We start from the raw sequence: 20,185 nt of genomic DNA on the forward strand, positions 1-20,185 counted from the left end.
CTCCTTGTTCAATGCTAGGTAGTGTAGCACGAATTAGGTCCCGGACAAGGAAACTCGCGTAGGATGGGTTTGAAACCCATCCTACCTTGCCTTTCAACCGAACACGCGGGCGAAGATCGTGTCCACATGCTTGGTGTGGTAGCCCATGTCGAACTTCTCACGGATCGCGTCCTCGCCAAGCGCGGCGACCACGTCCGCGTCACCCAAGAGCTGCTCTTGGAAGTCGACGCGCTCCTCCCAGACCTTCAGCGCGTTGCGCTGCACCATGGCATAGGCGTCCTCGCGGCTGACGCCGGCTTGGGTCAAGGCCAGCAGGACGCGCTGCGACATCACCAGGCCGGGGAATTTGTTCATGTTCTCCAGCATGTTCTCGGGGAAGATCAGCATCTTGTCGATCACGCCGGTCAGCCGCGCCAGGGCGAAGTCCAGCGTCACCGTGGCATCAGGCCCAATCGCGCGCTCCACCGAGGAATGCGAGATATCGCGCTCGTGCCAAAGCGCCACGTTCTCCATCGCGGGCACCACGGCCATGCGCACCAGCCGCGCCAGCCCGGTGAGGTTCTCGGTCAGGATGGGGTTCTTTTTATGCGGCATCGCGGATGAGCCCTTCTGGCCCATCGAGAAGAACTCGGCCCCCTCCAGCACCTCGGTGCGCTGCATGTGGCGGATCTCGATCGCGATATTCTCGATGGAGGAGGCGATCACGCCAAGGCAGGCAAAAAACGCCGCGTGGCGGTCGCGCGGGATCACCTGGGTCGAGATCGGCTCTGGCGCCAGGCCCATCTGCGCGCAGACATGCTCTTCGACGCGCGGGTCGACATTGGCGAAGGTTCCCACGGCGCCAGAGATCGCCCCAGTGGCGACCTCCTCGCGGGCGGTGCGCAACCGGGTGCGGTTGCGGTCCATCTCGGCGTAGAACCGCGCGAATGTCAGCCCCATTGTGGTGGGCTCGGCGTGGATGCCGTGGCTGCGGCCCACGCGCAGCGTGTCCTTATGCTCCATCGCGCGGCGCTTGAGCGCGTCCAAGAGCTTGTCCATATCCGCCAGCAGGATGTCGGCGGCGCGCACCAGCTGCACGTTCAGCGTGGTGTCCAGAACGTCCGAGCTGGTCATGCCCTGATGCACAAACCGCGCCTCGTCATTGCCGACGATCTCGGCCAGATGCGTCAGGAACGCGATCACGTCATGCTTGGTCACCGCCTCGATCTCGTCGATGCGGTCCACGTCGAACTCGACATCCTTGGCCTTCCACACCGCCTGCGCGTTCTCGCGCGGGATCACGCCCAGATCGGCCATCGCGTCGCAGGCATGCGCCTCGATCTCGTACCAGATGCGGAACTTGGTCTGCGGCGACCAGATGGCGACCATGTCGGGGCGGGAGTAGCGAGGGATCATGCGCGCGCTTTCTTGAATTGTGGCGGGGTCGCGGCGGTCATAGACTGGGCGTGATGGATGAACAAGGGAAGGGCGGGCGCATGCGTGGACTGGTCGCGGTATTGGTGGCGCTGGCGGGACCGGCCTGGGCCGAGATGGCGCCGATGACGGGGCCTCAGATCCAGGCCGCCTTGGAGGGCCGTAAGCTGCAATACGACAACGCCTGGCAGGATTTCCGCGCCTCGGGGCGGACATTGTACAACGCGGGGCGCGACAGCTGGGGCTACTGGGCGGTGCGCGGGGACCAGTATTGCTCGAGCTGGCCGCCGGGCGACGGCTGGGACTGCTACGACATGGCGCGGGACGGCGACGTGCTGCGGTTCATCGCGGGGGACGGGTCCTTCACCGATGGGGTCTATGCCGAGTGAGGCTGGCGGAGTTTGAGGGCCGCTGGCGGATTGACCGCGAGATCGACGACCACCTGACCGGGCAGAAGGGGCGCTTTGAGGGCGCGGCGCTGTTCGCGCCGGTCGCCGATGGGCTGCTATACTCAGAGAACGGGGTGCTCAGCCTGGGCGGGCAGGAGATGCGCGCCGAGCGGCGCTATCTGTGGCGCGAAAGCGGGCAGGGGGCGCAGCTGCTCTTTGCGGATGGGCGCCCGTTCCACTTTGTGGATCTGACCATACCGCAGCCCGAGGCCAGCCATGACTGCCCGCCGGATTGGTATGAGGTGGCATATGATTTCACCGCCTGGCCGAATTGGCACGCCACCTGGCACGTCACCGGCCCGCGTAAGGACTACACCATGGTTTCCGCCTTCTCTCGCGCGGGACCGTTACCAAAATGAGTGCTTCCGCACGCTCTTTTCTATGATGGGCGCGAGGCGACGCTCCAATTTGACCGGTGTGCCGTGGCGCATGCGTGGTTTTTGCGTATTTGGAACAAGGTGAAGCGAAGAAGCGCGTCTCTGATTGCGCGCATCTCGGACCTTCAGTCCACATAACGGATTTGCCGGAACGCTTTGGGCTTCTCCGGTTCTAAAAATATCCCGGGGGGCCCGAAGGGCGGGGGCAGAGCCCCCTCCGAACCTGACTAATTCGCCAAGGCGGTCGTGATCTTGGAGCTGGTGCCCAAAGTGCGATGCACCGGGCATTTATCCGCCACCTCCAAGAGCCGCTTGCGCTGCTCGGCGTCCAGCGCGCCCTCCAGCGTGATCTCGCGGTGGAAGCTGTCGATGCGCGTGGTGTCGCCGTTCTCCTCGGCGTCCTGGGCGTGCACCTTGTCATGGGTGACGTCGACGCTGACATTGGTCAGCGGCCAGTTCTTGCGGCGGGCATACATGCGGATCGTCATCGAGGTGCAGGCCCCAAGCCCGGCCGAGAGGAACCCATAGGGCGACATGCCGCGATTGGTGCCCCCGTAGGCCAGCGGCTCGTCCGCCACGGTGTGATGCGCCGGCCCGTGGTTGATGTCCTGCAGAAAGCCCTCCGGGTCGGCCTCGGCCACGCGCACCACGCCCTCGGGCGCGCCGATGGGCGGGGCGGGGGGGCGCATCTCCAGATACTTGCCGGCCCAGGCGGCGATGACCTCGGCGGCGTATTCGGCGTCCTCCTTGCGGGTGATCAGGTGGTCGGCATTGTCCAGCGTCACGAAGGATTTGGGGTGCTTGGCCGCCATGAAGATATTCGCCGCGTTGTCGACCGAGACGATGCTGTCACGCGGTGCGTGCATCACCAGCAGGGCGCGGTGCAGCCCGCCGATGGCGGGCGCCAGCTTTTCCTCCTGCACGTCGCGCACAAAGTCGCGCCCGATGCGGAACGGGCGCCCGCCGAGGTTCACCTCGGCCGCGCCCTTGGCGATGATGTCGGGCAGCGCGTCCGAGAAGTTATGCGTCACATGCTCGGGGTCATAGGGCGCGCCGATGGTCACCACGGCCTTCAGGCTGTCGATCTGCCCCGCGGCGCGCAGCACCGCCGCGCCGCCCAGCGAGTGCCCGATGATGATGCCCGGCGCCATGCCCCGCGCGGCAAGGTAGTCCGCCGCCTGCACCAGATCGCTGACATTGGAGGTGAAAGAGGTGTTCTCGAACTCGCCCTCGGAATGGCCCAGCCCGGTGAAGTCGAACCGCAGCACGGCCAGCCCCATGCCCGCCAGCCGCCCCGCGATGCGGCGCGCGGCGGGGATGTCCTTGCCGCAGGTGAAGCAATGCGCGAAAAGCGCCGTGCCCAGATGCGGCCCCTCAGGCAAGTCCAGGCGCGCAGACAGCATATCGCCGGAGTGACCTTTGAATGTGACGCGCTCTGTGGACATGGGCTGGCTCTCCCGCCATTGGTTTGGCCATTCTATCTGACCACAGCCAGCCCAACCGGCAACCCATATGTCGGCGCTGTAACGGCAAGGTGAGGATCACCGGCCGAAACGTGAGGACGCTTTAGCAGGCGTATGGTGAGGCGCGCAGCACGACTTGCGGCACCAGTCGCGGCGAGAAGATCCGGCGGCGGCCCATCGCGGCGATCTCGCGCGTTGGGCCGCCGCCTACGCTCTTGGCACTATAGGCCGAGAACAAGCGGGCAGTGATCCGAGACTTCGGGATCATGGATCACGTCGAACGACTTCACGACCTCTTCCTGGTTCACAAGCATGTAGTCCGCGAACCGTCCGGGCTTTTTGTATTTCGTATTTCGTGTGCCTTCGAAGCCGCGACCCGTCACCAGCTCCGTCAGCCCAGAATCCGCCAGGATCGCGAGGGTCTCACTGTTCGGTTCGACATTGAAGTCACCGCAGACCACGACCACGTCTTCCGGCTCGGACAGGCGAGATGACATATCACGAAGCCTTTGGGCTTGCGCCGCGCGCTCGGGCGTGTCCAATTTGCCGTTGAGATCGCGCAGCCCGTGCATATGCGTGACGCTGACGGCCCGTTTGGCCGTGTAGTCATACACCCTGACACCGTGCGCGCTGCGGGAGCGGGGGTGATCGCCATAGCCAACCGGCGAGAAACCCTTGTGAACGAAGCCCTAAACCTGACCAATTATGGGCAAGGCTCGATGCACGAAGGTCGCCAGCCCCCATTGCGACGGGATCGACCTATCCCCGTCCCAAAGAACGCCCTGCGCCGCCGGGCAGAAGACCGCGACATGATAGGGCAAGGCGTGGCAGACGTCGCGGAAGAAATTGGCGCGCTGCGGTAGAATGTGATCATCATCACGGTAGGTCAGCCAGTCTTTCTGGGTCTGGGGGCTGTGAATGACCTCCTGAAGGCAAAGGATGTCGGGCGCTGAGGTTTCTACATACGGTAGAAGGTCACTGTGCAGCTTTCCTCCCCAGCCGTTTAGACACATTACTTTCACAAGCAATCCCCCCCACTTACTTGCAGCCGACCTTCCCCGCATTGAAGGAAAACTGCAAGCTGGGCTCGAACCGGGTGCGCATCTTGCCTCTTGCTAGAGGTCAATAGCCGCGGGAGGGCCAGCTGACGTCCCCCATCAGCGCGGCGTCGAACGGGGAGGTGGTCAGGTTCTCGTAGCTGTCGTAGGCGAACAGCACCCGTTCCTCGAGCTGGACTGTGAAGGCCCGACGTCCCGGCCAACCTGATCGACGGTTCGATCCTGCTTATGCGACACCGAGCGATCGCTGCATTTCCGGGCGAGGCCAACTTGTGGGCAGCCTAGGCAAAACTGCCCCCGATCGCACAGAAGATCGAAAGGCGCTCTGCGGACACCCGTAGATTTCGCTGCGGCTGCTCCAAGGGCCGCTTTCTGGCTATGTCAGCATATTGTCTGAGGGCGAAAGGCCCTTTAGCAAACTGTCGTGAACCCGGCGTCGCAGTCTTCAAGAAAAATAAGGGCTCTGTGAAGTTGTTTCTCCCAAAGCCACCTCATTTCTTTGAGCGAAGTCGGATCGGCCCCCCATTCGATCGCCGTAAGCGCTGCGATGCAGGCACATATTTCCCAATCCTCTTGCAGGTCTTGCAACGAATAGGCCTGCACCCCGTTTGCTATGAGCGCTTGATGATAACTATGCAGGAGCGTTCTCTGAAGCGCTCTTCGATGCATTTCAGGCCAGAATGGCACAACTGCATAGACGAGATCAGAGGCACCCAACCAAAGCCGCAAGGACCATGGAAAGGGCTGCCGATCTATCAGATAGAGCCGCGGGCGATCTTTACGTCGCGATTTGCTGGTCAGGACATTCGTCGGGTTTGGATCGCCATGAACAAGCGTCAGCCCTTTGCCTGCCATCGCACGTTGAAGCATGCGATCAGCGTCCGTGTCGAATACCTTGGTCAACCTCGCGCGCGAGGCCGCGTCGAGCGTATCTCCCAGCTCATCCAGTATCGGTGCAAAGCCTTTGGATACATGCGAAAGGAACCGCCAAAAATCGGATTGCAGGTCATGTGGACCTTCGGGGTCGGCGCTGGGCCCCCAGCGGTATGCGTGCAGCTGCCCCAATGCATGACCAAGCTTGGCCGCGTGCGCCTCTACTGGTTCTATCTGCTTATGGTCGATGTGGTCAGCAGTCAGGTCTTCAAGAAACAAGGCATAGCTTTGCCCCACGCTTTGCACGGTAGAACCGCCCGCCCAAACCGCCTGATAGCATTCCGGGATCGGAGCATCCGGCAGCCCGACATAGTCACGCCTGTAATAGTTGACCTCAGATGCCCCCAAGAATTCATGACCTGCGGGACAGAGCTTGAGAATGCATGACCGAGGGATATGCTGGACTTGTGGGTCATCTGCAAAAACCAAACGGGCTGTACTACTATTGTTCGCGTCGATTTTTTGCAGATCGAACGCCGGAAGCGGCAAACCCCCAGAAAGTGCGTGTTCCAACCAGGTTTGGTTAACTGCTTCAACGCTCCGAGGGATCAGGTCTGGTTTCAAATGGCTCTCTCAGCGAAATCGTTTATCATCATGAAGAAAATAGCTGACCCAATATCTGAAGCGATGTAAAGCCGCCATTCGCGCGCGATGCAGCATCGGTGCCTCTTGGGCTTGATCCGGACGCCCGTCTTGCCTCTTGCGAGAGTTCAATAGCCGCGGAGGGAGCCAGCGGCCGTCCCCCATCATCGCGGCGTCGAACGGGGAGGTGGTTAGGTTCTCGTAGCCATCCTCGGCGATCAGCACCTGGCCTTAGAGCTGGATTGAGAAGGCCCGATGTCGGGGCCAACCTGATCGCCGGTTCGCTCCTGCTTATGCGACACCGAGCGATCGCTGCATTTCCGGAGGAGGCCGACTTGTGGGAGGCCTGTCCCACGCAGATTGGGACGCATTGGCAAGTTGCCCCCCGGGGTCGCACGGAAGACCGAAAAGGGGCTCCGCGGACAGAATTGCCGTTCAAGATTTCAATGAGCCAAACCGTAATATTTCGCTGTGCCGCCATTCATTGACATCGCCGAAAATTTCGACGTCGTGTCGTTCAGCGAGCGTGGCTAAGGCAGAGTTGACGATTTCGTCTGCAGGAAAATCCAAATGAGGGAAAGCTTTAACGAGCAGCATAGAAACTTTGATCTGGCGAGCGCCAGGCACCAAGGTCGCATAGAGCCGATCCTCAACTTGAGCAATTTCCGTCACGTCAGCGCCTTTCCTGTACTCATATGACAGGGGAAGCTGTCTATCGCGCCAACAGGAATCGGTCAAATTGGGCTCGAACCGGGCGCCCGTCTTGCCTCTCGCTAGAGTTCAATAGCCGCGGGGGCGCTCGCTGACGTCCCCCTTCAGCGCGGTGTCGAACGGGGAGGTGGTCCGGGTCTCTTAGCCATCCTCGGCGATCAGCACCTGGCCTTCGAGCTGGACTGAGAAGGCCCGATGTCGCGGCCAACCTGATCGCCGGTTCGATCCTGCTTATGCGACACCGAGCAATCGCTGAATTTCCGGATGAGGCCGACTTTTGGGCGGCCCGTCCCACGCGGATTGGGGAGTCCGGGCAAAACTGCTCCCGGTCGCACTGAAGATCGAAAGGCGCTCCGCGGACAAAGGGTGAATTGGCTGCGGTTGCGCCAACGGCTGCATGCGCAATCTACATCCATACATCTCTGTGGTTTGGCCCAGTTTCATTTGTTGATGGCAATGAATGCGATGTTAGCCATCGCCGTCATTGTTAGCAGACCTAGTGCAGCGACGGGCAGTATCCATATTCCGAAGCCAGTGACGAGCGCGCTCGCAGCTCCTGAGCCAAGCGCAATCCCCAAGTAGCTCGCGGAAGAGTTCAGCGCGAGAGCGAGGCCATGGTGCTCCGTGGGCACCAGCGTCACAAGACGGTTCTGTTGTGGGGTTGCAAATAGCGTGCCCATGAAAGCGCACCCAGCAAGAGTTATCCCACCCAGATATGGGCCCAGATCAAGTGTCATAAGGACAAGGAGCAATGCGAGACCAGCGAAACTGGCCCAAACTAGCCGCCCCGCTTCGACGCGGCCCGAAAGCGTCCCTGCGGCGGCATTTCCGGCGACACCCAGAATTCCGAACAGAAGAATTGCGATTGGAAGGCCCGCGTCACTGACCCGAAATTGTTGCCCAAGCAATTCTCCCATGAGCGCATAGACCACAAACTGGGTTGAAAGCATTCCAAGGGTCCCGAAGAGCAGGATGGCTGGGCCAACGATGCCGACAAATTCTGACCTCTGCCGTCCAGACGCACCTTCCTTCACCCCGTCGCGCGGCAGGTACATGGCCGCGACGGCAAGAAAGAGAAGCGCGGCCACACCAATCCCGGCTATGGCACCACGCCAGCCCAATAGCAGGGTCAGCCAGGCCGCAAGTGGCACGCCGCCGACGGTTGCAAGGGTAAACCCACTAAAAACCACGGCCAAGACCGCGCCCCGGCGGTCGTCGGGCACGAAAGAGATGGCGAGTGCGGCGCTGGTCGGAGCAATTAACGCGCCACCAAACGCGGAAGCGATGCGCGCAACCAAAAGCGCGTCGAAGGATGTCGCCAGAGCTGACCAAATCAGCGAGAGTACAAGAACGCCCGCACCTGTGAGGATGAGCGCGCGCGGCGCGAACCGGCGTCCCAGTGTAAACTGCGCCAGGGGTGCCGAAAGTGCGAAGGTTGCAGCGAACGCCGTAACGAGCCATCCCGCATTTGCAGGACTCACGGCCAAATCGCGCGTTAAGGCGGGCCCCAAGCCCAAAATGCTAAGGGACGTCGTGCCAATCACAAACATTCCCAAAGCAAGAACCCATGGCACGCGCTTGCTGTTTTTCTCCGTCGTCACAGAGTTTCAGTCCTCGTACTGACTTGTTTCTGAAGGTCAGTCGGAAGATACACATATTGCACGAAACGGAAAGCCGCCGTTCGCGCACGACGCAGCATCGGTGCCTCTGGGCTCGAACCGGGTGCCCATCTTGCCTCTCGCTAGCGTTCAATAGTCGCGGGAGGGCTAGCTGACGCCCCCCATCAGCGCGGGGTCGAACGGGGAGGTGGTTAGGTTCTCGTAGCCATTCTGGGCGATCAGCACCCGGTCCCCGAACTAGACTGAGAAGGCCCGATGTCCCGGCCAACCTGATCGACGGTTCGATCCTGCTTATGCGACACCGAGCGATCGCTGCATATCCGGATAAGGCCGAGTTGTGGGCCGCCTGTCCCTCGCGGATTGGGACGCATTGGCGAGTTCCGCCCCCCCGGGGTCGCACGGAAGACCGAAAAGGGGCTCTGCGGGACCAAGCTGCCGTAAATAGAAGCGATATGAATGGTCGCTCTCATAGTTTGAACAATCGCTTCAAATCATTGTCCGGCGCGGACGAACCTGTGCGGTAGTCCATGGCTTTGCGGCGCACTTTGTTTGTGTAGTAGTGCAAATGCACGAGAACTCCGTGAGCATCGTCAATCTCAAACTTCGAGATAACAAATCCGGCTTTGAGTTTTGGAATGATGACCGCGTTGTTGGTCGCACAGTGACGGCTGTAGATGACTTGAAAGCCGCGATCTGAGATCGTTTCGACTGTCGATCGAACCAACGCGCTATAAATCCCTCTACGCCGCTGTTCTTCAATTACACCGGAATTTACCATGCAAAACTTGGCTTTGGGTTCTTGTTTGCCCCAAGTCCAACCCACGAAACGATCATCTGGGTCGAATGCACCCAAATATAGTGCGAAAGCCTCGCCGAGCCTGCTGTCCAGCTTTCGCATCTGCTCCTGCTCTGAGTCATCAAGTGCATCTCGCAACGCGTAAGAATGATCATCGGCAAAGGCTGCATGAACATGGCGCTGGAAAAGAGGTTTAAAATCTTCCTTCGACATCTCTCTGATTGTAAAGGTGCAATCCATAGCAACATCCTTTTTTCCAACTAATGAATGGTCGCTTAAAACAGTAGGCTAAGTTCGGCCAGACCGAATGGTTAACTAACAATCTGACTATCGAGCACTCCGCAGCATCGGTCAAATTTGGCTCGAACCGGACGCCGCCCAACTTGCCTCTTGCTAGAGTTCAATAGCCGCCGGGGTGCTAGCTGACGTTCCCCATCAGCGCGGGGTCGAACGGATAGGTGGTCAGGTTCTCGAACCCGTCCTCGGTGATCAGCACCTGGTCCTCCAGCTTGATGGTGAAGTCGCCGCCCACGGCGCCGGCGGCGACCTCGACGCACAAGACCATGCCGGGCTCCAGCGCGTAGTCGAAGGCGCCGGGCACGTACTTGTCGGGATAGGCGATCAGCGGCCACTCGTCGCACAGGCCCACCCCGTGCATGAAGCAGCCGTATTTCTGCGCCCAGAACTGGTCGTCCAGCTTGTGCACATTCGCCACCAGGTCGTCGATGCGCACGCCGGGGCCCAGCATGGCCATGTTGGTCCGGATATGCTCCACCGAGTGCTGCATCGCATAGACCATATCCGCCGGCGGCTTCTGGTCGCCGATCCACCACGAGCGCGAGATATCAATGCAGATCCCGTAGCTCGAGATCAGGTCGGTATCAAAGGACAGGATCTCGTTATTCTGCATCTTGCGGGGGCCGCATTCCTGGAACCAGGGGTTGGTGCGCGGGCCGGTGGACAGCAGGCGGGTCTCGATCCACTCGCCGCCGCGCTTGATGTTCTCGGCATGCAGCACCGACCAGATCTCATCCTCCGACACCGTACCGGTGGGGCCCATCTCGCGGGCGAAATCCTCCATCGCCTTGACGCTCTGCTGGCAGGCGTCGTTGGCGCAGCGCATGGCCAGGATCTCGTCCGGGCCTTTGACGGCGCGGGCCTTCTCGGTCAGCTCCTCGCCCTCCATGACCTCCAGCCCCTTGGCCTCGAGCGCGCGCAGGGCGTGCAGCATGATCTTGTCGACGGCCACGCGGCTGTTGCCGCCGCCATGCTCCTGGACGAGGTCCCAGACCTGCCCGGCCCAGACCTCCGCCGCCTCGGCGATCTTGTCGCCCCGGTCGAAGTAGAAGAAATCCGCCCCGGTGCGCACCTCTGCCACCAGCGGGTTGAAGGCGCTCAGGAACATGCCGTTCTTGTAGTCCCAGAGGCACATATGCCCGTCCGCGCAGACGATCAGCGCGCGGAACGGGTTGTGGCTGTTCCAGAGCTGCATGTTGGTGCTGTCGGTGGCGTAGCGGATGTTGAGCGGGTCGAACACCACCAGCGCGCCGTAGTCGCGCTGCTGGATGTGGCCGACCAGGCGCTGCCAGCGGTAGCGGCGCATCTCGGCCAGGTTGGGCAGGGCCAGCCCCGCCGCCTCCCACTCGCGAAAGGCCAGCTCGGTGGGGCCGATCTCGACCCGGTTGGCGTCATTGGGCGAGCCATCGCCCAGCGTCGCGCCCCTTGTGGGGTCGATCTTGCGGGCGTCGCGGTGATGCTGGTTCATGGCCTGGCTTCCTTCTCCCTGGCTGGAATGCTACGCCCATACGGTGCAAAGTCCGGCCAGAAACCGACGCGGGAATGATGTGAAACCGACCCCAGAAAACCAGCCCGAAATGCGCGCCCAATACGAGGCCTTCCCCTATCCCGAGCGGGACCCGGCGGATGAAGCCAAGCGGCTGATCACCGGTTCGCCCAGCTACCCGCCCGAGATGGACCACTGGCTGTGGGGCGGGGCGCGGGACTGGTCGCGGCCCCTGCGGTTCCTGGCGGCGGGGGGCGGCACGGGCGACGGGTTGATCCAGCTGGCGCAGATGCTGACCAGCGCCGGGCGCGCCTATGAAGCGACATATCTCGATCTCTCACAGGCGGCCCGCCGGATCGCAGAGGATCGCGCCGCACAGCGACGCCTCACGCGCATTAACTTCACCACGCAAAGCATTCTGAACGCGGCGGAATACGGACCGTTCGACTATATCGACTGCTGCGGGGTGCTGCACCACCTGCCGGACCCACAGGCCGGCTTTGACGCGCTGGCCGGCGCGCTCGCCCCGGGCGGCGGCATCGGGTTAATGGTTTATGCCCCGCACGGGCGGTCCGGTGTCTATCCCCTTCAGGATGCGTTCGCTGCGTTGACGGCGGGTTTAGCCCCGCAGGATAGATTGGCCCGTGCGCAGGAGGTCTATCAGGCCATTCCAGAGGGGCACCCGTTCAAGCGCAACCCCCATTTGGTGGACCACAACACCAGCGAGGCAGGCTTCTACGACCTCCTGCTGCACAGCTCGGACCGGCCCTACCGGATATCCGAGCTCTTGGCAGCCCTGGATCGCGCCGGGCTGGAACTCGCGGGCGTTCCGGTGCCCGCTGAGTATGATCCAGAGCCGCTGGTTGGGGCGCTGCCCGACACGCTGGGTGACGCCGAAAAGATGCAACTTTCCGAAGACTTGCGCGGCACAATTAAGGTCCACACCGTCTATGCGGTCAAAAAGGGCGCCCGGGTCGCGCCGCCCAAAGGCCATCCCGAGGCCATTCCGCATCTGCGCGGGCTGGACCCGGCAAGGCTCGCGCGGGCCATCGCGCAAAAGGGCAGCATAAACGCCAGCGCCGGTGGCAAGGACATCGACATCGCGCTGCCGAAATCCGCCGCGGGGATCGTTGCGGGTGTCAACGGGCGCCGCAATCTTGCCGCGCTGCGACAGGCCGCAAAAATGGACCCGATCGCGTTCGGCGCGGCCTGGGGGCCGGTGGAGACGGCGCTGACCGGGCTGGGCATGCTGCATTACTCGCGGGTGTTAAGCGCATGAAAATTCAGCCCAATCCCATCCTGCAACGGGCGCTTCTTGACCCGCCTTGGTCGTTTCCGAATGGCGCCAAGCTGCCAGGCACCGGGCCAGTTGCCAGGGATGATTGGATGCGGGTGGATGATGCCTTTGCCGACCAGATGGCGCTGCGAGAGCGGCTGATCGCGCAGGCAACGGGTGCGGTCCATGCGCTGCTGCCCAAGGGGCGCGCCGCGGCGGACGAGCTGCTAGAGATGGCGCTGGCGGTGTTGCGTGCGCGTGACGGCTTCCAGGTCGCGGAGGCCGCCGTCACCCGCCCGGACGGAGTGACCGTCGCACTGGAGCGTGCCGAGCCGCTCATGACCCTGGGGCGGCTGGTGCAAGAAGATTTCTGCCTGCTCGACAAGCAGGGCTCCGAGCATGTGCTGACCGGCGCGATCTTGTGCTTTCCGGCCAGCTGGTCGCTGGCGGAAAAGATCGGGCGCCCGCTGGTGGGCATCCACGAACCCGTTGAAAGCTATGACGAAAACGTCGCCACCCGGGTGCAGCGACTGTTCAACGCGCTGCATGCGGACCGGCCCATCATGCGCGCCAATTGCCTGCCCTACGCCGATTTCGAACTGTTCCAGCCCCGCCCAGAGGATGCGCGCCGCTCCCGCCCGATCAAGGCCGAAGCGGTTTTTATCCGCGCCGAGCGGCAATGCCTGTTGCGGCTGCCAAGGACCGGCGCGGTGGCGTTTTCGATCCACACATCGGTGGTGCATCGCGACGCGATGGACGCCGCAGAGCGGGCCGCCTTGGCGAGCCACTTGGCCGAGCACACCCATCTCTTGGGCGAAGAGCGCGGCACAGTGGGCTAGCTGACCAGCGCGGTGATGCGTGGGTAGCTGCTCATGCTGACGGTGGCGGCTGTGCATGCCAAAGTCAGGCGCGCGGCGCATTCTCTGCCCTGACCGACAAAGTTCTGAGCAAGGCCTCTGGCCGCCAAAAGCCCCAGTTCGCTTAAGCTCTGTTCCACGTGCTCATGGGACCCGAGCGCCTCGTCGTCGCCGCCCTCGAACCAGGCCTTCATCGCTTCGCTCATTTCTGGGGTGCCTGTGTCCCATTGCGCCGGTCGGGAGGCCTTGAGCGAAGCGATTGTCTTTTCCAGGCTGTCCTCCTCCGCCGGATCCGCAGCGAATGCGCTAAGCTGGTCGAACTCCTCGCAGCCCAGCAGTGTCTCGGTGTCGCTCCAAAAGAGCAGGTCGGCGGGGTAAATGGCGTGGATTTTCTGGGCAATCGCGACGCAGAGATGCCGCAGCACCTGGCCTGGCACCACGTCCAACTGCATCACCAGCACCGTCACGCTGGCGTTGGAGTCCAGCACTCTGGTGGCAAGCGTTTCGCGGTCCGATGCCGTGCCGCAGGCCAATAGACCGTCCATTGGCAAAGGCTCTGGCCGAACCGCCACAAGAACTTTGACGGCCGAGGTCTTGAACAGGAAGTTTTGCCTGTCTAACTTCTCTGCTTCGCACTTGGCCTTGGTGTTTGCCTCGATCGTTTTAGTTACTTCGGCCGTCATTCTAGTGTGTTTGGCCTGTGGTGTGGTCTTTAAGAGTAGCGTTGCTTCGAACGCGGGACTTCTGCGGTCCATTGTTTGCAATCCTTCAACCATTCTTGGTGGGTTAAGGTTTTGTTCACGTTCCTGGCGCGAATGTGGCCTTCGCGAGATTATGTTGTGAATAGGCATTTGTAATCAGTGTGGCGCCATTGCCACCAATAGAGCGAAGTCTATGTGACCTGTTAAGCTTCGATTGGCGTCTTACTGAGAGAGTCTGGTTCAGTACTCCAGGGCGGCGTTTGTTAGGATGTTAACATTAGATCACCGGATCGCTGCGATAGGTGTTCACGCCTCAACAGGGGCGAAGGAACGTTCACAGTCCTTTGCAAACCAGCGGCATAGTCACGCGAGGGTTCGCTCCACGACCCACGGCCGTGATGACGGCAATTTCGGCGGGCCTTAGTGGGGGCTTCACGATCTAGATTGGGGGGGTATCCACCTTGGCCATGGCGTCGGAGACGACCAGCGCGTCGCTATCGCGGATCTGGTGGGAATAATTTCGCCCAAGTCTCGCAACTCGGGCGCAGCACAATCGGCTTAAGTCATTCAGCTTGGGCTCAAGTTGGCCTCTAGGCGACGTGGCCCACCACCGGGCTGTCCAAATTCGCGACGGGCGCGGGTGCCGGCGCTTGCTCCACCGAGGGGGCCTCATCGCCGGTTTGCTGAAAGAACTCGGCGGGCGTGTAAAGTGCGCCGCTTTTGGTCCAGTTGATGAGCTCTGGCAGCGTTCGGCGGATCAGCCCGGCGGTGGCGATGTAGCAGATCGCAAGGCGGGTGGCCTCGTGGGCGGCCTCCGCCGAGCCGGAGACCTGGATGAACACCGCCGCGCGGTGCTCGAGCAGCGAGCGCCGCAAACAGGCGGGCGCCTGGCCGTGGGAGCTGCGCGCATGGGCCCGCAGGATCGGGTGCAAATCAACCGCCATGGGGACATGCGAGACCGCCACGCGCAGCGCGTCGATGGAGTAAGCCGCATCCGTCGAGGAGGTGAACTCTGCGCGCGGTGTGATGCCGGTCTCCTTAAACGCTTCGGTTAAGTCATCGCCGAGGCGGTCAAAGACGTGCTCTGGAGGGGTGGCATAGAATAGGGTTGCACTGCTCTGCACTTTATCACTTTCCGCGCTTTTCCAATACGTTAGGCCGCAAGGTACTGGCGGATTGCGCAAAAACTGTGGCGAGGCCGTGAAACAATCTGGCCGAATGCACCAAATTGGTGACTAAAATGTTAATAATGCGTAAGCACTCAGCGAAGGCTCAGCGCCACTTTATCGAACATCCCATAGAGGCGACCTGTTCGGCGGGACCACGACCGCTCTCGGCCACGCGCTGCATCGCTGCAAAGAGCTCCCTTGGCGCGTCAGGGTCGCGCGACATGCCGGCGCTGTCCAGGCGGCCGCGATATTGCAGGCCGAGATCCGCGTTAAAGCCGAAGAAGTCCGGCGTGCAGACCGCGCCATAGGCCCGGGCCACGGATTGGTCCTCGTCATGCAGGTAGGGGAAGGGCAGGGCCTGCGCCTCGGCCAGCTTGATCATGTTGGGGAAGCTGTCGGCGGGGTGCGAGGTCGCGTCGTTAGAGCATATCGCCGCCACGCCGACGCCCAACGCCTGCAGGTCGCGCCCATCGCGCACCAGCTTGTCCAGGATCGCGATCACAAAGGGGCAGTGGTTGCAGATGAACAAGACCAAGGTGCCATTCTCGCCTTTGACATCTGCAAGGCTGTGGGTCTTGCCGTCGGTTCCGGGCAGGCTGAAATCGGGGGCGGGCCAGTCAAAGTCGCAAACGGGTGGCGTGGCTGCGGGCATAAGCGGTCTCCTTTTGGGTGCAGGCTAGCGCAGCGGCGGCGCCTTGGCGAGGGGCTGGCCGAGACGGTTACTCAGGTCTTAACGCACCGCGCGGCGGATTCGTGGCGGCTCGCGGCGAATCGGGGGTTAAGGCCAGCATTTCATGAGGTTTGGGCGTGTCGGCAAAGCGTCGGCAAAACGTCGGCCTTGCGTATGGCACCTTGTCGGGCAAACCGGTGGATTAACAGAGCGCGCGGTGGTGCGGGCGTTGTGGCGTGATCGGGGGAAGATGCGTGAGATCACCACCTTAAGCGTGCTTGCTGACGCACCATGAGGGGCGCCGCATGTCCGCTCCCCGGCGGGCGCTCAGTCCTTGCCGGTGCCAGCGAAGGCGCGCAGATTTGCGTCGCTGAACCTAAAATAGACCTTCTCGGCAACACGTTCGGCCTTGAGGTCATCATAGAACGCAACCGCGCGGGGGTTGTCTGTCTCTGCCGTCCAGTCAAACCGGTGGCATCCCAACTCCACCGCGTGCCGGGCCAAGTGGCGCATGAAGAGATTGCCCAAGCCGGTGCCGCGCGCGCGTTCGGAGACAAACAGGTCCTTCATAAAGAATGTGCCGTGTTCATTCACTGCTGGGAGCAGAACACATACCGTCGCAAAGCCTTTGAGAAGGCCCGCCTCACAGGCAAGGACCGCTTGGCACCCGGTTCGGCCGCTCACGAGGGCCTCGGCGGCTCTTGACGTCATCTCTTTTGCGTTCTCGACGTCACCCCAATAGTGACGGTTTGCCTCGAGCATAAGGTCAGCGAGCGCTGCATGGTCCTGAGGCTTCGCAAACCGGAATTCGAACTCTGGTCTCGCCATGGGGGACACTCAATTCATTTCGCATATGCTGCAAACACTAGCATGGGTTTTGTGACAGCACGATAAGTGCGTTCAGGATCCACATGATCAAGGAATGGCTGGGGCGATATCACTTCGACAGCATCGAGGGGGCAAGGTTAACGCTCTGGCTTTAAAAACCCAACCGCGGCGGCAGAGATCGTAACCATCACAGTCGCGACGCCAAGCATCAGTGCCAACCCGCCAGCTTGGTAGGTCAGTCCAGACAATAGCGTTCCGGCCAGGCGGCCCGCGGCATTGGCCATGTAGTAAAAGCCCACATCCATCGTGACGCGCTCGGCCTTGGTGAAGGACAGGATCAGGTAGGAATGCAGCGATGAGTTCACAGCGAACACCGCCCCAAAGACCAAGAGCCCGGCCACGAGGCTGATCGTCAACCACTGTTGCGGCTCACCCGCCGCCACCGCGACCGCCGTCAAACCCGCGGGCACAGCGGCGAGCCCCCAGGCCCAATTGCGGGCCGAGGCGATCAGCTCGGGCTCTGGTCGGGATTTGGCCCGAAGGATGCGCGGCGCGTTGGCCTGCACCAGGCCATAGAGGATCACCCAGAGCGCCATGAACGTGCCGATCAGAAAGAAGGCCGTGCGGTTGCCCGCGGTCGTGCCGTCCGACAGCACCGCATAGAAGTAGATCGGAATGCCCACCACGAACCAGACGTCCCGCGCGCCGAACAGGAACACCCGCGCGGCACTCAGCCAGTTCACATTGGCCGATTTGGAGAACACCTCGGAGAACTTGGCGCCCTTGCGCCCCTTGGGCAGGCCCGGGGGCATCGCGATGAGGACCGCGACCAGGATCGCGGCCAGAATGGCGGCCATCCCCAGCACCGCCCAGACAAAGCCCAGCACCGCCAACAGCGCCGCCCCCAGAAGAAAGCCCAGGCCCTTCACCATATTCTTGGAGCCCGTCAGCAGCGCCACCCAGCGGAACAGCCCGCCGTCCTCGGAGGGCGCCAACAGCTTGACCGCCGACTTGGACGACATCTTGGCCAGGTCCTTTGCCACGCCGCTGGCCCCCTGCACCAGCATGACATAGACAACCGAGGCCCCGACCGCCCAGGCGGGATCGAGCTGCGCCAAGGCCAATAGGGCCAGCACCTGCAGCCCCAACCCGGCGTAGAGCGTCGATGTCAGCCCGAACCGCGCGGCAATCCACCCCGCGCAGAGGTTGGTCACCACCCCTGCGATCTCGTAGAGCACGAACAGATAGGCCAGCTGCACCGGCGAGAACCCCAGCGTGTGAAAGTGCAGCAGCACCAACATCCGCAGCGCCCCATCCGTCAGCATAAAGGCCCAATAAGCCGCCGTGACCGCGATATAGGCCGACAACCCCTCTGGCCGCGCGGAGGGGTCGGTCACAGGCTGTCCCCGACCATGAAGGCCACATCGACCAAGCGATGCGCATAGCCCATCTCATTGTCGTACCAGGCGTAGATCTTCACCTGCGTGCCATTGATGACCATCGTGGAGAGCGCATCCACGATGCTGGACCGCTCGTCATTGGTGTAATCCGTCGATACCAGCGGGCGCTCCTCATAGCCCAGAATGCCCTGCAAAGCCCCCTCGGCGGCGGCCTTGAAGAGCGCGTTGACCTCGGCGGCGGTGGTTGAGCGCTCCACCTCGAAAACGCCATCCGTCAGCGACGCATTCAACAAGGGCACCCGGACCGCGTGGCCGTTCAGGCGGCCGGTCAGCTCCGGGTAGATCAGCGTGATCGCCGTGGCGCTGCCCGTGGTGGTCGGGATCAGCGAGTTCAGCGCCGAGCGGGCGCGGCGCAAATCCTTGGCGGGGCGGTCCACGATGGTCTGCGTATTCGTGACGTCATGGATCGTGGTGATCGAGCCGTGCTTGATCCGCAGGTTCTCGTGGATGACCTTGACCACCGGGGCCAGGCAGTTGGTCGTGCAACTGGCCGCGGTGACAATGCGGTGGCGGGCGGGCTCATAGATGTCCTCGTTGACGCCGTAGACGATATTGGCCGCATCGCCGTCCTTGACCGGCGCGGACACGACCACCTTTTTCACGCCCGCCTCGAAGTAGGGCGCGATCTTGGCCTCGGTCTTGAACACGCCGGTGCAGTCGATGACCACGTCCACGCCGTCTAAAGGCAGGTCGGCTATGTCGCGCGTGCCGATGAAGGGCAGGCGGGTCCCGTCGATTGTGACGCTGTCCGCATCGTGGGAAAAATCGCCCCTCCAACGGCCGTGGACAGTGTCGAACTCGAACAGATGCGCATGCATCTCAGGATCGCCGACGGCATCGTTGATCCAGGCGATCTTGGCCCCCCGCTCCAATAGCGGCTTGAGGGCGAGCTTGCCAATGCGGCCAAGGCCGTTGAGGGCGTAGACGGTCATTCGGTCATTCCTTTTTCGTTTGATTGCCCGATCTCATCGACCGCCCTTTGCAGGGACAAACGGTCGAGCGAGGCGATTGGCAGGTTGGCAAATCCGGTCATGCGATTGCGCAAGGCGTCGTAGGTCCGGTCGAAGGCGCGGCTTTTCTGCGAGGCGGAGCCTTCAACCTTGACCGGATCGGACAGCCCCCAATGCGCGGTGATGGGCTGGCCTTTCCAGGAGGGGCATTCCTCGTTGGCGGCGTGGTTGCAGACGGTGAACACGAAATCCAGAACCGGAGCAGTGGCGCTCTGGAACTCGGTGATATCCTTGGACTGCAGCGCCGACACATCATGGCCCTTCTGCTCGAGCACCTTAAGCGCGAAGGGGTTCAATTCCGAGCAAGGCTTGGTCCCGGCGGAATAGACCTCGAAGCGATCACCGGCGAGGTCGCGCAGAATGGCCTCGGCAAAGATCGAACGCGCCGAATTGCCGGTGCAGATGAAGAGGGTGTTGTACTTTCGGTCGGGCTCTGGATTGTCGGCGACGGAGGCGGGAGGAGCGACGGGGTCGCAAATTTCGGGGCGGCCTCGGCAGCAGTCGTGCAGCAGGTAATCAATGGTCTGGCGGGCGGCCTCCATATCAATGGAATAGCGCAGGGAGGTGCCCACGCGTTCTTGGCTAAGCAGACCCGCCTGCATCAAGGCGTTCACATAGGTCGAGAGCGTGTTCGGCTTGAGCCCCAGGGCCTGCGCCAGCTCGGTCGCGGGGACGCGATCCGGGTAGCGGCGCATAAGGAGCCGGAACAGGGCCAACCGTTGCGGATGACCGAGCGTCGAAAGCCGGCTGGGAATCAGTGTTTCCATAATTCATGAATATTTGCACTAGGTGCCGCTGCAAAGTGATGGTTTTGTGACGCCTGGCGAGGGATCTGCGTTGGGATTCCCGTGACTTGAAGGCGATCGTGGCGAGCTGACGCCGGTGAACCGTTTGCTGCAAGAAAGCATGCTTGGGGATGGGAGCGACGACGAATGCGAGACCCAGCCGCAGAGAAGCTTAAGGTCATTCGCAGGCAGGAGCGCGGTCGGGCGGCGGGCGCTCTGCGTCTCGTGCGGAGCGTGCCGCGGGG

At 62.1% G+C, this 20,185-nt stretch carries 20 protein-coding genes; 4 read left to right on the plus strand and 16 right to left on the minus strand.

The genetic code is table 11. The features are described 5' to 3' along the window. Positions 1-93 precede the first annotated feature (93 nt). Positions 94-1,395: an adenylosuccinate lyase gene (purB, locus tag AIOL_RS10490; RefSeq protein ID WP_049642929.1), complete on the minus strand. Its 1,302-nt coding sequence runs from the start codon at positions 1,393-1,395 to the stop codon at positions 94-96. Between the two features lie 80 nt (positions 1,396-1,475). On the opposite strand from purB, the gene AIOL_RS10495 reads away from it, so the two are divergent. Then, the gene (locus tag AIOL_RS10495; protein ID WP_235438970.1) at positions 1,476-1,802 is read left to right on the plus strand and encodes a hypothetical protein; all 327 of its coding nucleotides are present in this window, start codon (positions 1,476-1,478) and stop codon (positions 1,800-1,802) included. Next, on the plus strand, positions 1,799-2,221 hold the full coding sequence (locus AIOL_RS10500; protein ID WP_049642931.1) for a DUF6314 family protein: 423 nt from the start codon (positions 1,799-1,801) through the stop codon (positions 2,219-2,221). Before AIOL_RS10495 ends, AIOL_RS10500 begins: the two co-directional genes overlap by 4 nt. A 245-nt stretch (positions 2,222-2,466) precedes the next feature. Here AIOL_RS10500 and AIOL_RS10505 read toward each other — a convergent pair whose 3' ends face one another. The 8 genes from AIOL_RS10505 to dddP all read right to left on the minus strand — a co-directional run bounded on the left by AIOL_RS10505 (position 2,467) and on the right by dddP (position 11,166). Continuing rightward, complete coding sequence (locus AIOL_RS10505) at positions 2,467-3,684, minus strand: bifunctional alpha/beta hydrolase/OsmC family protein (RefSeq protein WP_049642932.1); 1,218 nt, start codon at positions 3,682-3,684, stop codon at positions 2,467-2,469. A gap of 239 nt (positions 3,685-3,923) precedes the next feature. Further along, complete coding sequence (locus tag AIOL_RS25895) at positions 3,924-4,316, minus strand: endonuclease/exonuclease/phosphatase family protein (RefSeq protein WP_235438972.1); 393 nt, start codon at positions 4,314-4,316, stop codon at positions 3,924-3,926. Between the two features lie 75 nt (positions 4,317-4,391). Beyond that, positions 4,392-4,715, minus strand: a complete 324-nt coding sequence (locus tag AIOL_RS25900) for a hypothetical protein (RefSeq protein ID WP_235438974.1) — start codon at positions 4,713-4,715, stop codon at positions 4,392-4,394. 456 nt (positions 4,716-5,171) lie between these two features. Continuing rightward, on the minus strand, positions 5,172-6,257 hold the full coding sequence (locus AIOL_RS24405; RefSeq protein WP_082152532.1) for a phosphotransferase: 1,086 nt from the start codon (positions 6,255-6,257) through the stop codon (positions 5,172-5,174). A gap of 453 nt (positions 6,258-6,710) precedes the next feature. Beyond that, on the minus strand, positions 6,711-6,947 hold the full coding sequence (locus AIOL_RS25020; RefSeq protein WP_152912478.1) for a hypothetical protein: 237 nt from the start codon (positions 6,945-6,947) through the stop codon (positions 6,711-6,713). Positions 6,948-7,426: 479 nt separating this feature from the next. Next, positions 7,427-8,587 (minus strand): MFS transporter, encoded by a 1,161-nt coding sequence (locus tag AIOL_RS10530; RefSeq protein WP_152912479.1) that lies wholly within the window; start codon positions 8,585-8,587, stop codon positions 7,427-7,429. 484 nt (positions 8,588-9,071) lie between these two features. Beyond that, positions 9,072-9,641, minus strand: a complete 570-nt coding sequence (locus AIOL_RS10535; RefSeq protein ID WP_049642937.1) for a GNAT family N-acetyltransferase — start codon at positions 9,639-9,641, stop codon at positions 9,072-9,074. Between the two features lie 178 nt (positions 9,642-9,819). Continuing rightward, on the minus strand, positions 9,820-11,166 hold the full coding sequence (gene dddP / locus AIOL_RS10540) for a dimethylsulfonioproprionate lyase DddP (protein ID WP_049642938.1): 1,347 nt from the start codon (positions 11,164-11,166) through the stop codon (positions 9,820-9,822). A gap of 109 nt (positions 11,167-11,275) precedes the next feature. Here dddP and AIOL_RS10545 point away from each other — a divergent pair, with 109 nt between their 5' ends. Both AIOL_RS10545 and AIOL_RS10550 read left to right on the plus strand, forming a co-directional pair. Then, a complete protein-coding gene (locus AIOL_RS10545) occupies positions 11,276-12,463 on the plus strand; it encodes a class I SAM-dependent methyltransferase (protein ID WP_049642939.1) in 1,188 nt (395 codons plus the stop codon). Then, positions 12,460-13,299 (plus strand): heme-dependent oxidative N-demethylase family protein, encoded by an 840-nt coding sequence (locus AIOL_RS10550; RefSeq protein ID WP_082152534.1) that lies wholly within the window; start codon positions 12,460-12,462, stop codon positions 13,297-13,299. Before AIOL_RS10545 ends, AIOL_RS10550 begins: the two co-directional genes overlap by 4 nt. Here AIOL_RS10550 and AIOL_RS10555 read toward each other — a convergent pair. The 7 genes from AIOL_RS10555 to AIOL_RS10585 form a co-directional block, all read right to left on the minus strand. Next, on the minus strand, positions 13,296-14,000 hold the full coding sequence (locus AIOL_RS10555) for a hypothetical protein (RefSeq protein ID WP_049642940.1): 705 nt from the start codon (positions 13,998-14,000) through the stop codon (positions 13,296-13,298). The genes AIOL_RS10550 and AIOL_RS10555 overlap by 4 nt on opposite strands. Before the next feature lie 608 nt (positions 14,001-14,608). Beyond that, positions 14,609-15,142, minus strand: a complete 534-nt coding sequence (locus tag AIOL_RS10560) for a hypothetical protein (protein WP_049642941.1) — start codon at positions 15,140-15,142, stop codon at positions 14,609-14,611. Between the two features lie 148 nt (positions 15,143-15,290). Beyond that, positions 15,291-15,839 carry a thioredoxin family protein gene (locus tag AIOL_RS10565; protein ID WP_049642942.1) on the minus strand — a complete coding sequence of 183 codons (549 nt, stop codon included), beginning with the start codon at positions 15,837-15,839 and terminating at the stop codon, positions 15,291-15,293. Positions 15,840-16,184: 345 nt separating this feature from the next. Then, positions 16,185-16,685 carry a GNAT family N-acetyltransferase gene (locus AIOL_RS10570; protein ID WP_049642943.1) on the minus strand — a complete coding sequence of 167 codons (501 nt, stop codon included), beginning with the start codon at positions 16,683-16,685 and terminating at the stop codon, positions 16,185-16,187. A gap of 137 nt (positions 16,686-16,822) precedes the next feature. Then, positions 16,823-18,082 carry an organoarsenical effux MFS transporter ArsJ gene (gene arsJ, locus AIOL_RS10575; protein WP_049642944.1) on the minus strand — a complete coding sequence of 420 codons (1,260 nt, stop codon included), beginning with the start codon at positions 18,080-18,082 and terminating at the stop codon, positions 16,823-16,825. Then, positions 18,079-19,077, minus strand: coding sequence for an ArsJ-associated glyceraldehyde-3-phosphate dehydrogenase (locus AIOL_RS10580; protein ID WP_049642945.1), 999 nt, complete (start codon positions 19,075-19,077; stop codon positions 18,079-18,081). Before AIOL_RS10580 ends, arsJ begins: the two co-directional genes overlap by 4 nt. Beyond that, positions 19,074-19,922 carry an arsenate reductase/protein-tyrosine-phosphatase family protein gene (locus tag AIOL_RS10585; RefSeq protein ID WP_049642946.1) on the minus strand — a complete coding sequence of 283 codons (849 nt, stop codon included), beginning with the start codon at positions 19,920-19,922 and terminating at the stop codon, positions 19,074-19,076. The genes AIOL_RS10580 and AIOL_RS10585 overlap by 4 nt, the downstream gene beginning before the upstream one ends. Positions 19,923-20,185: the final 263 nt, after the last annotated feature.

The sequence above is a fragment of the Candidatus Rhodobacter oscarellae genome (assembly GCF_001078595.1).
Taxonomy (GTDB): Bacteria; Pseudomonadota; Alphaproteobacteria; order Rhodobacterales; family Rhodobacteraceae; genus Rhodobacter_B; species Rhodobacter_B oscarellae.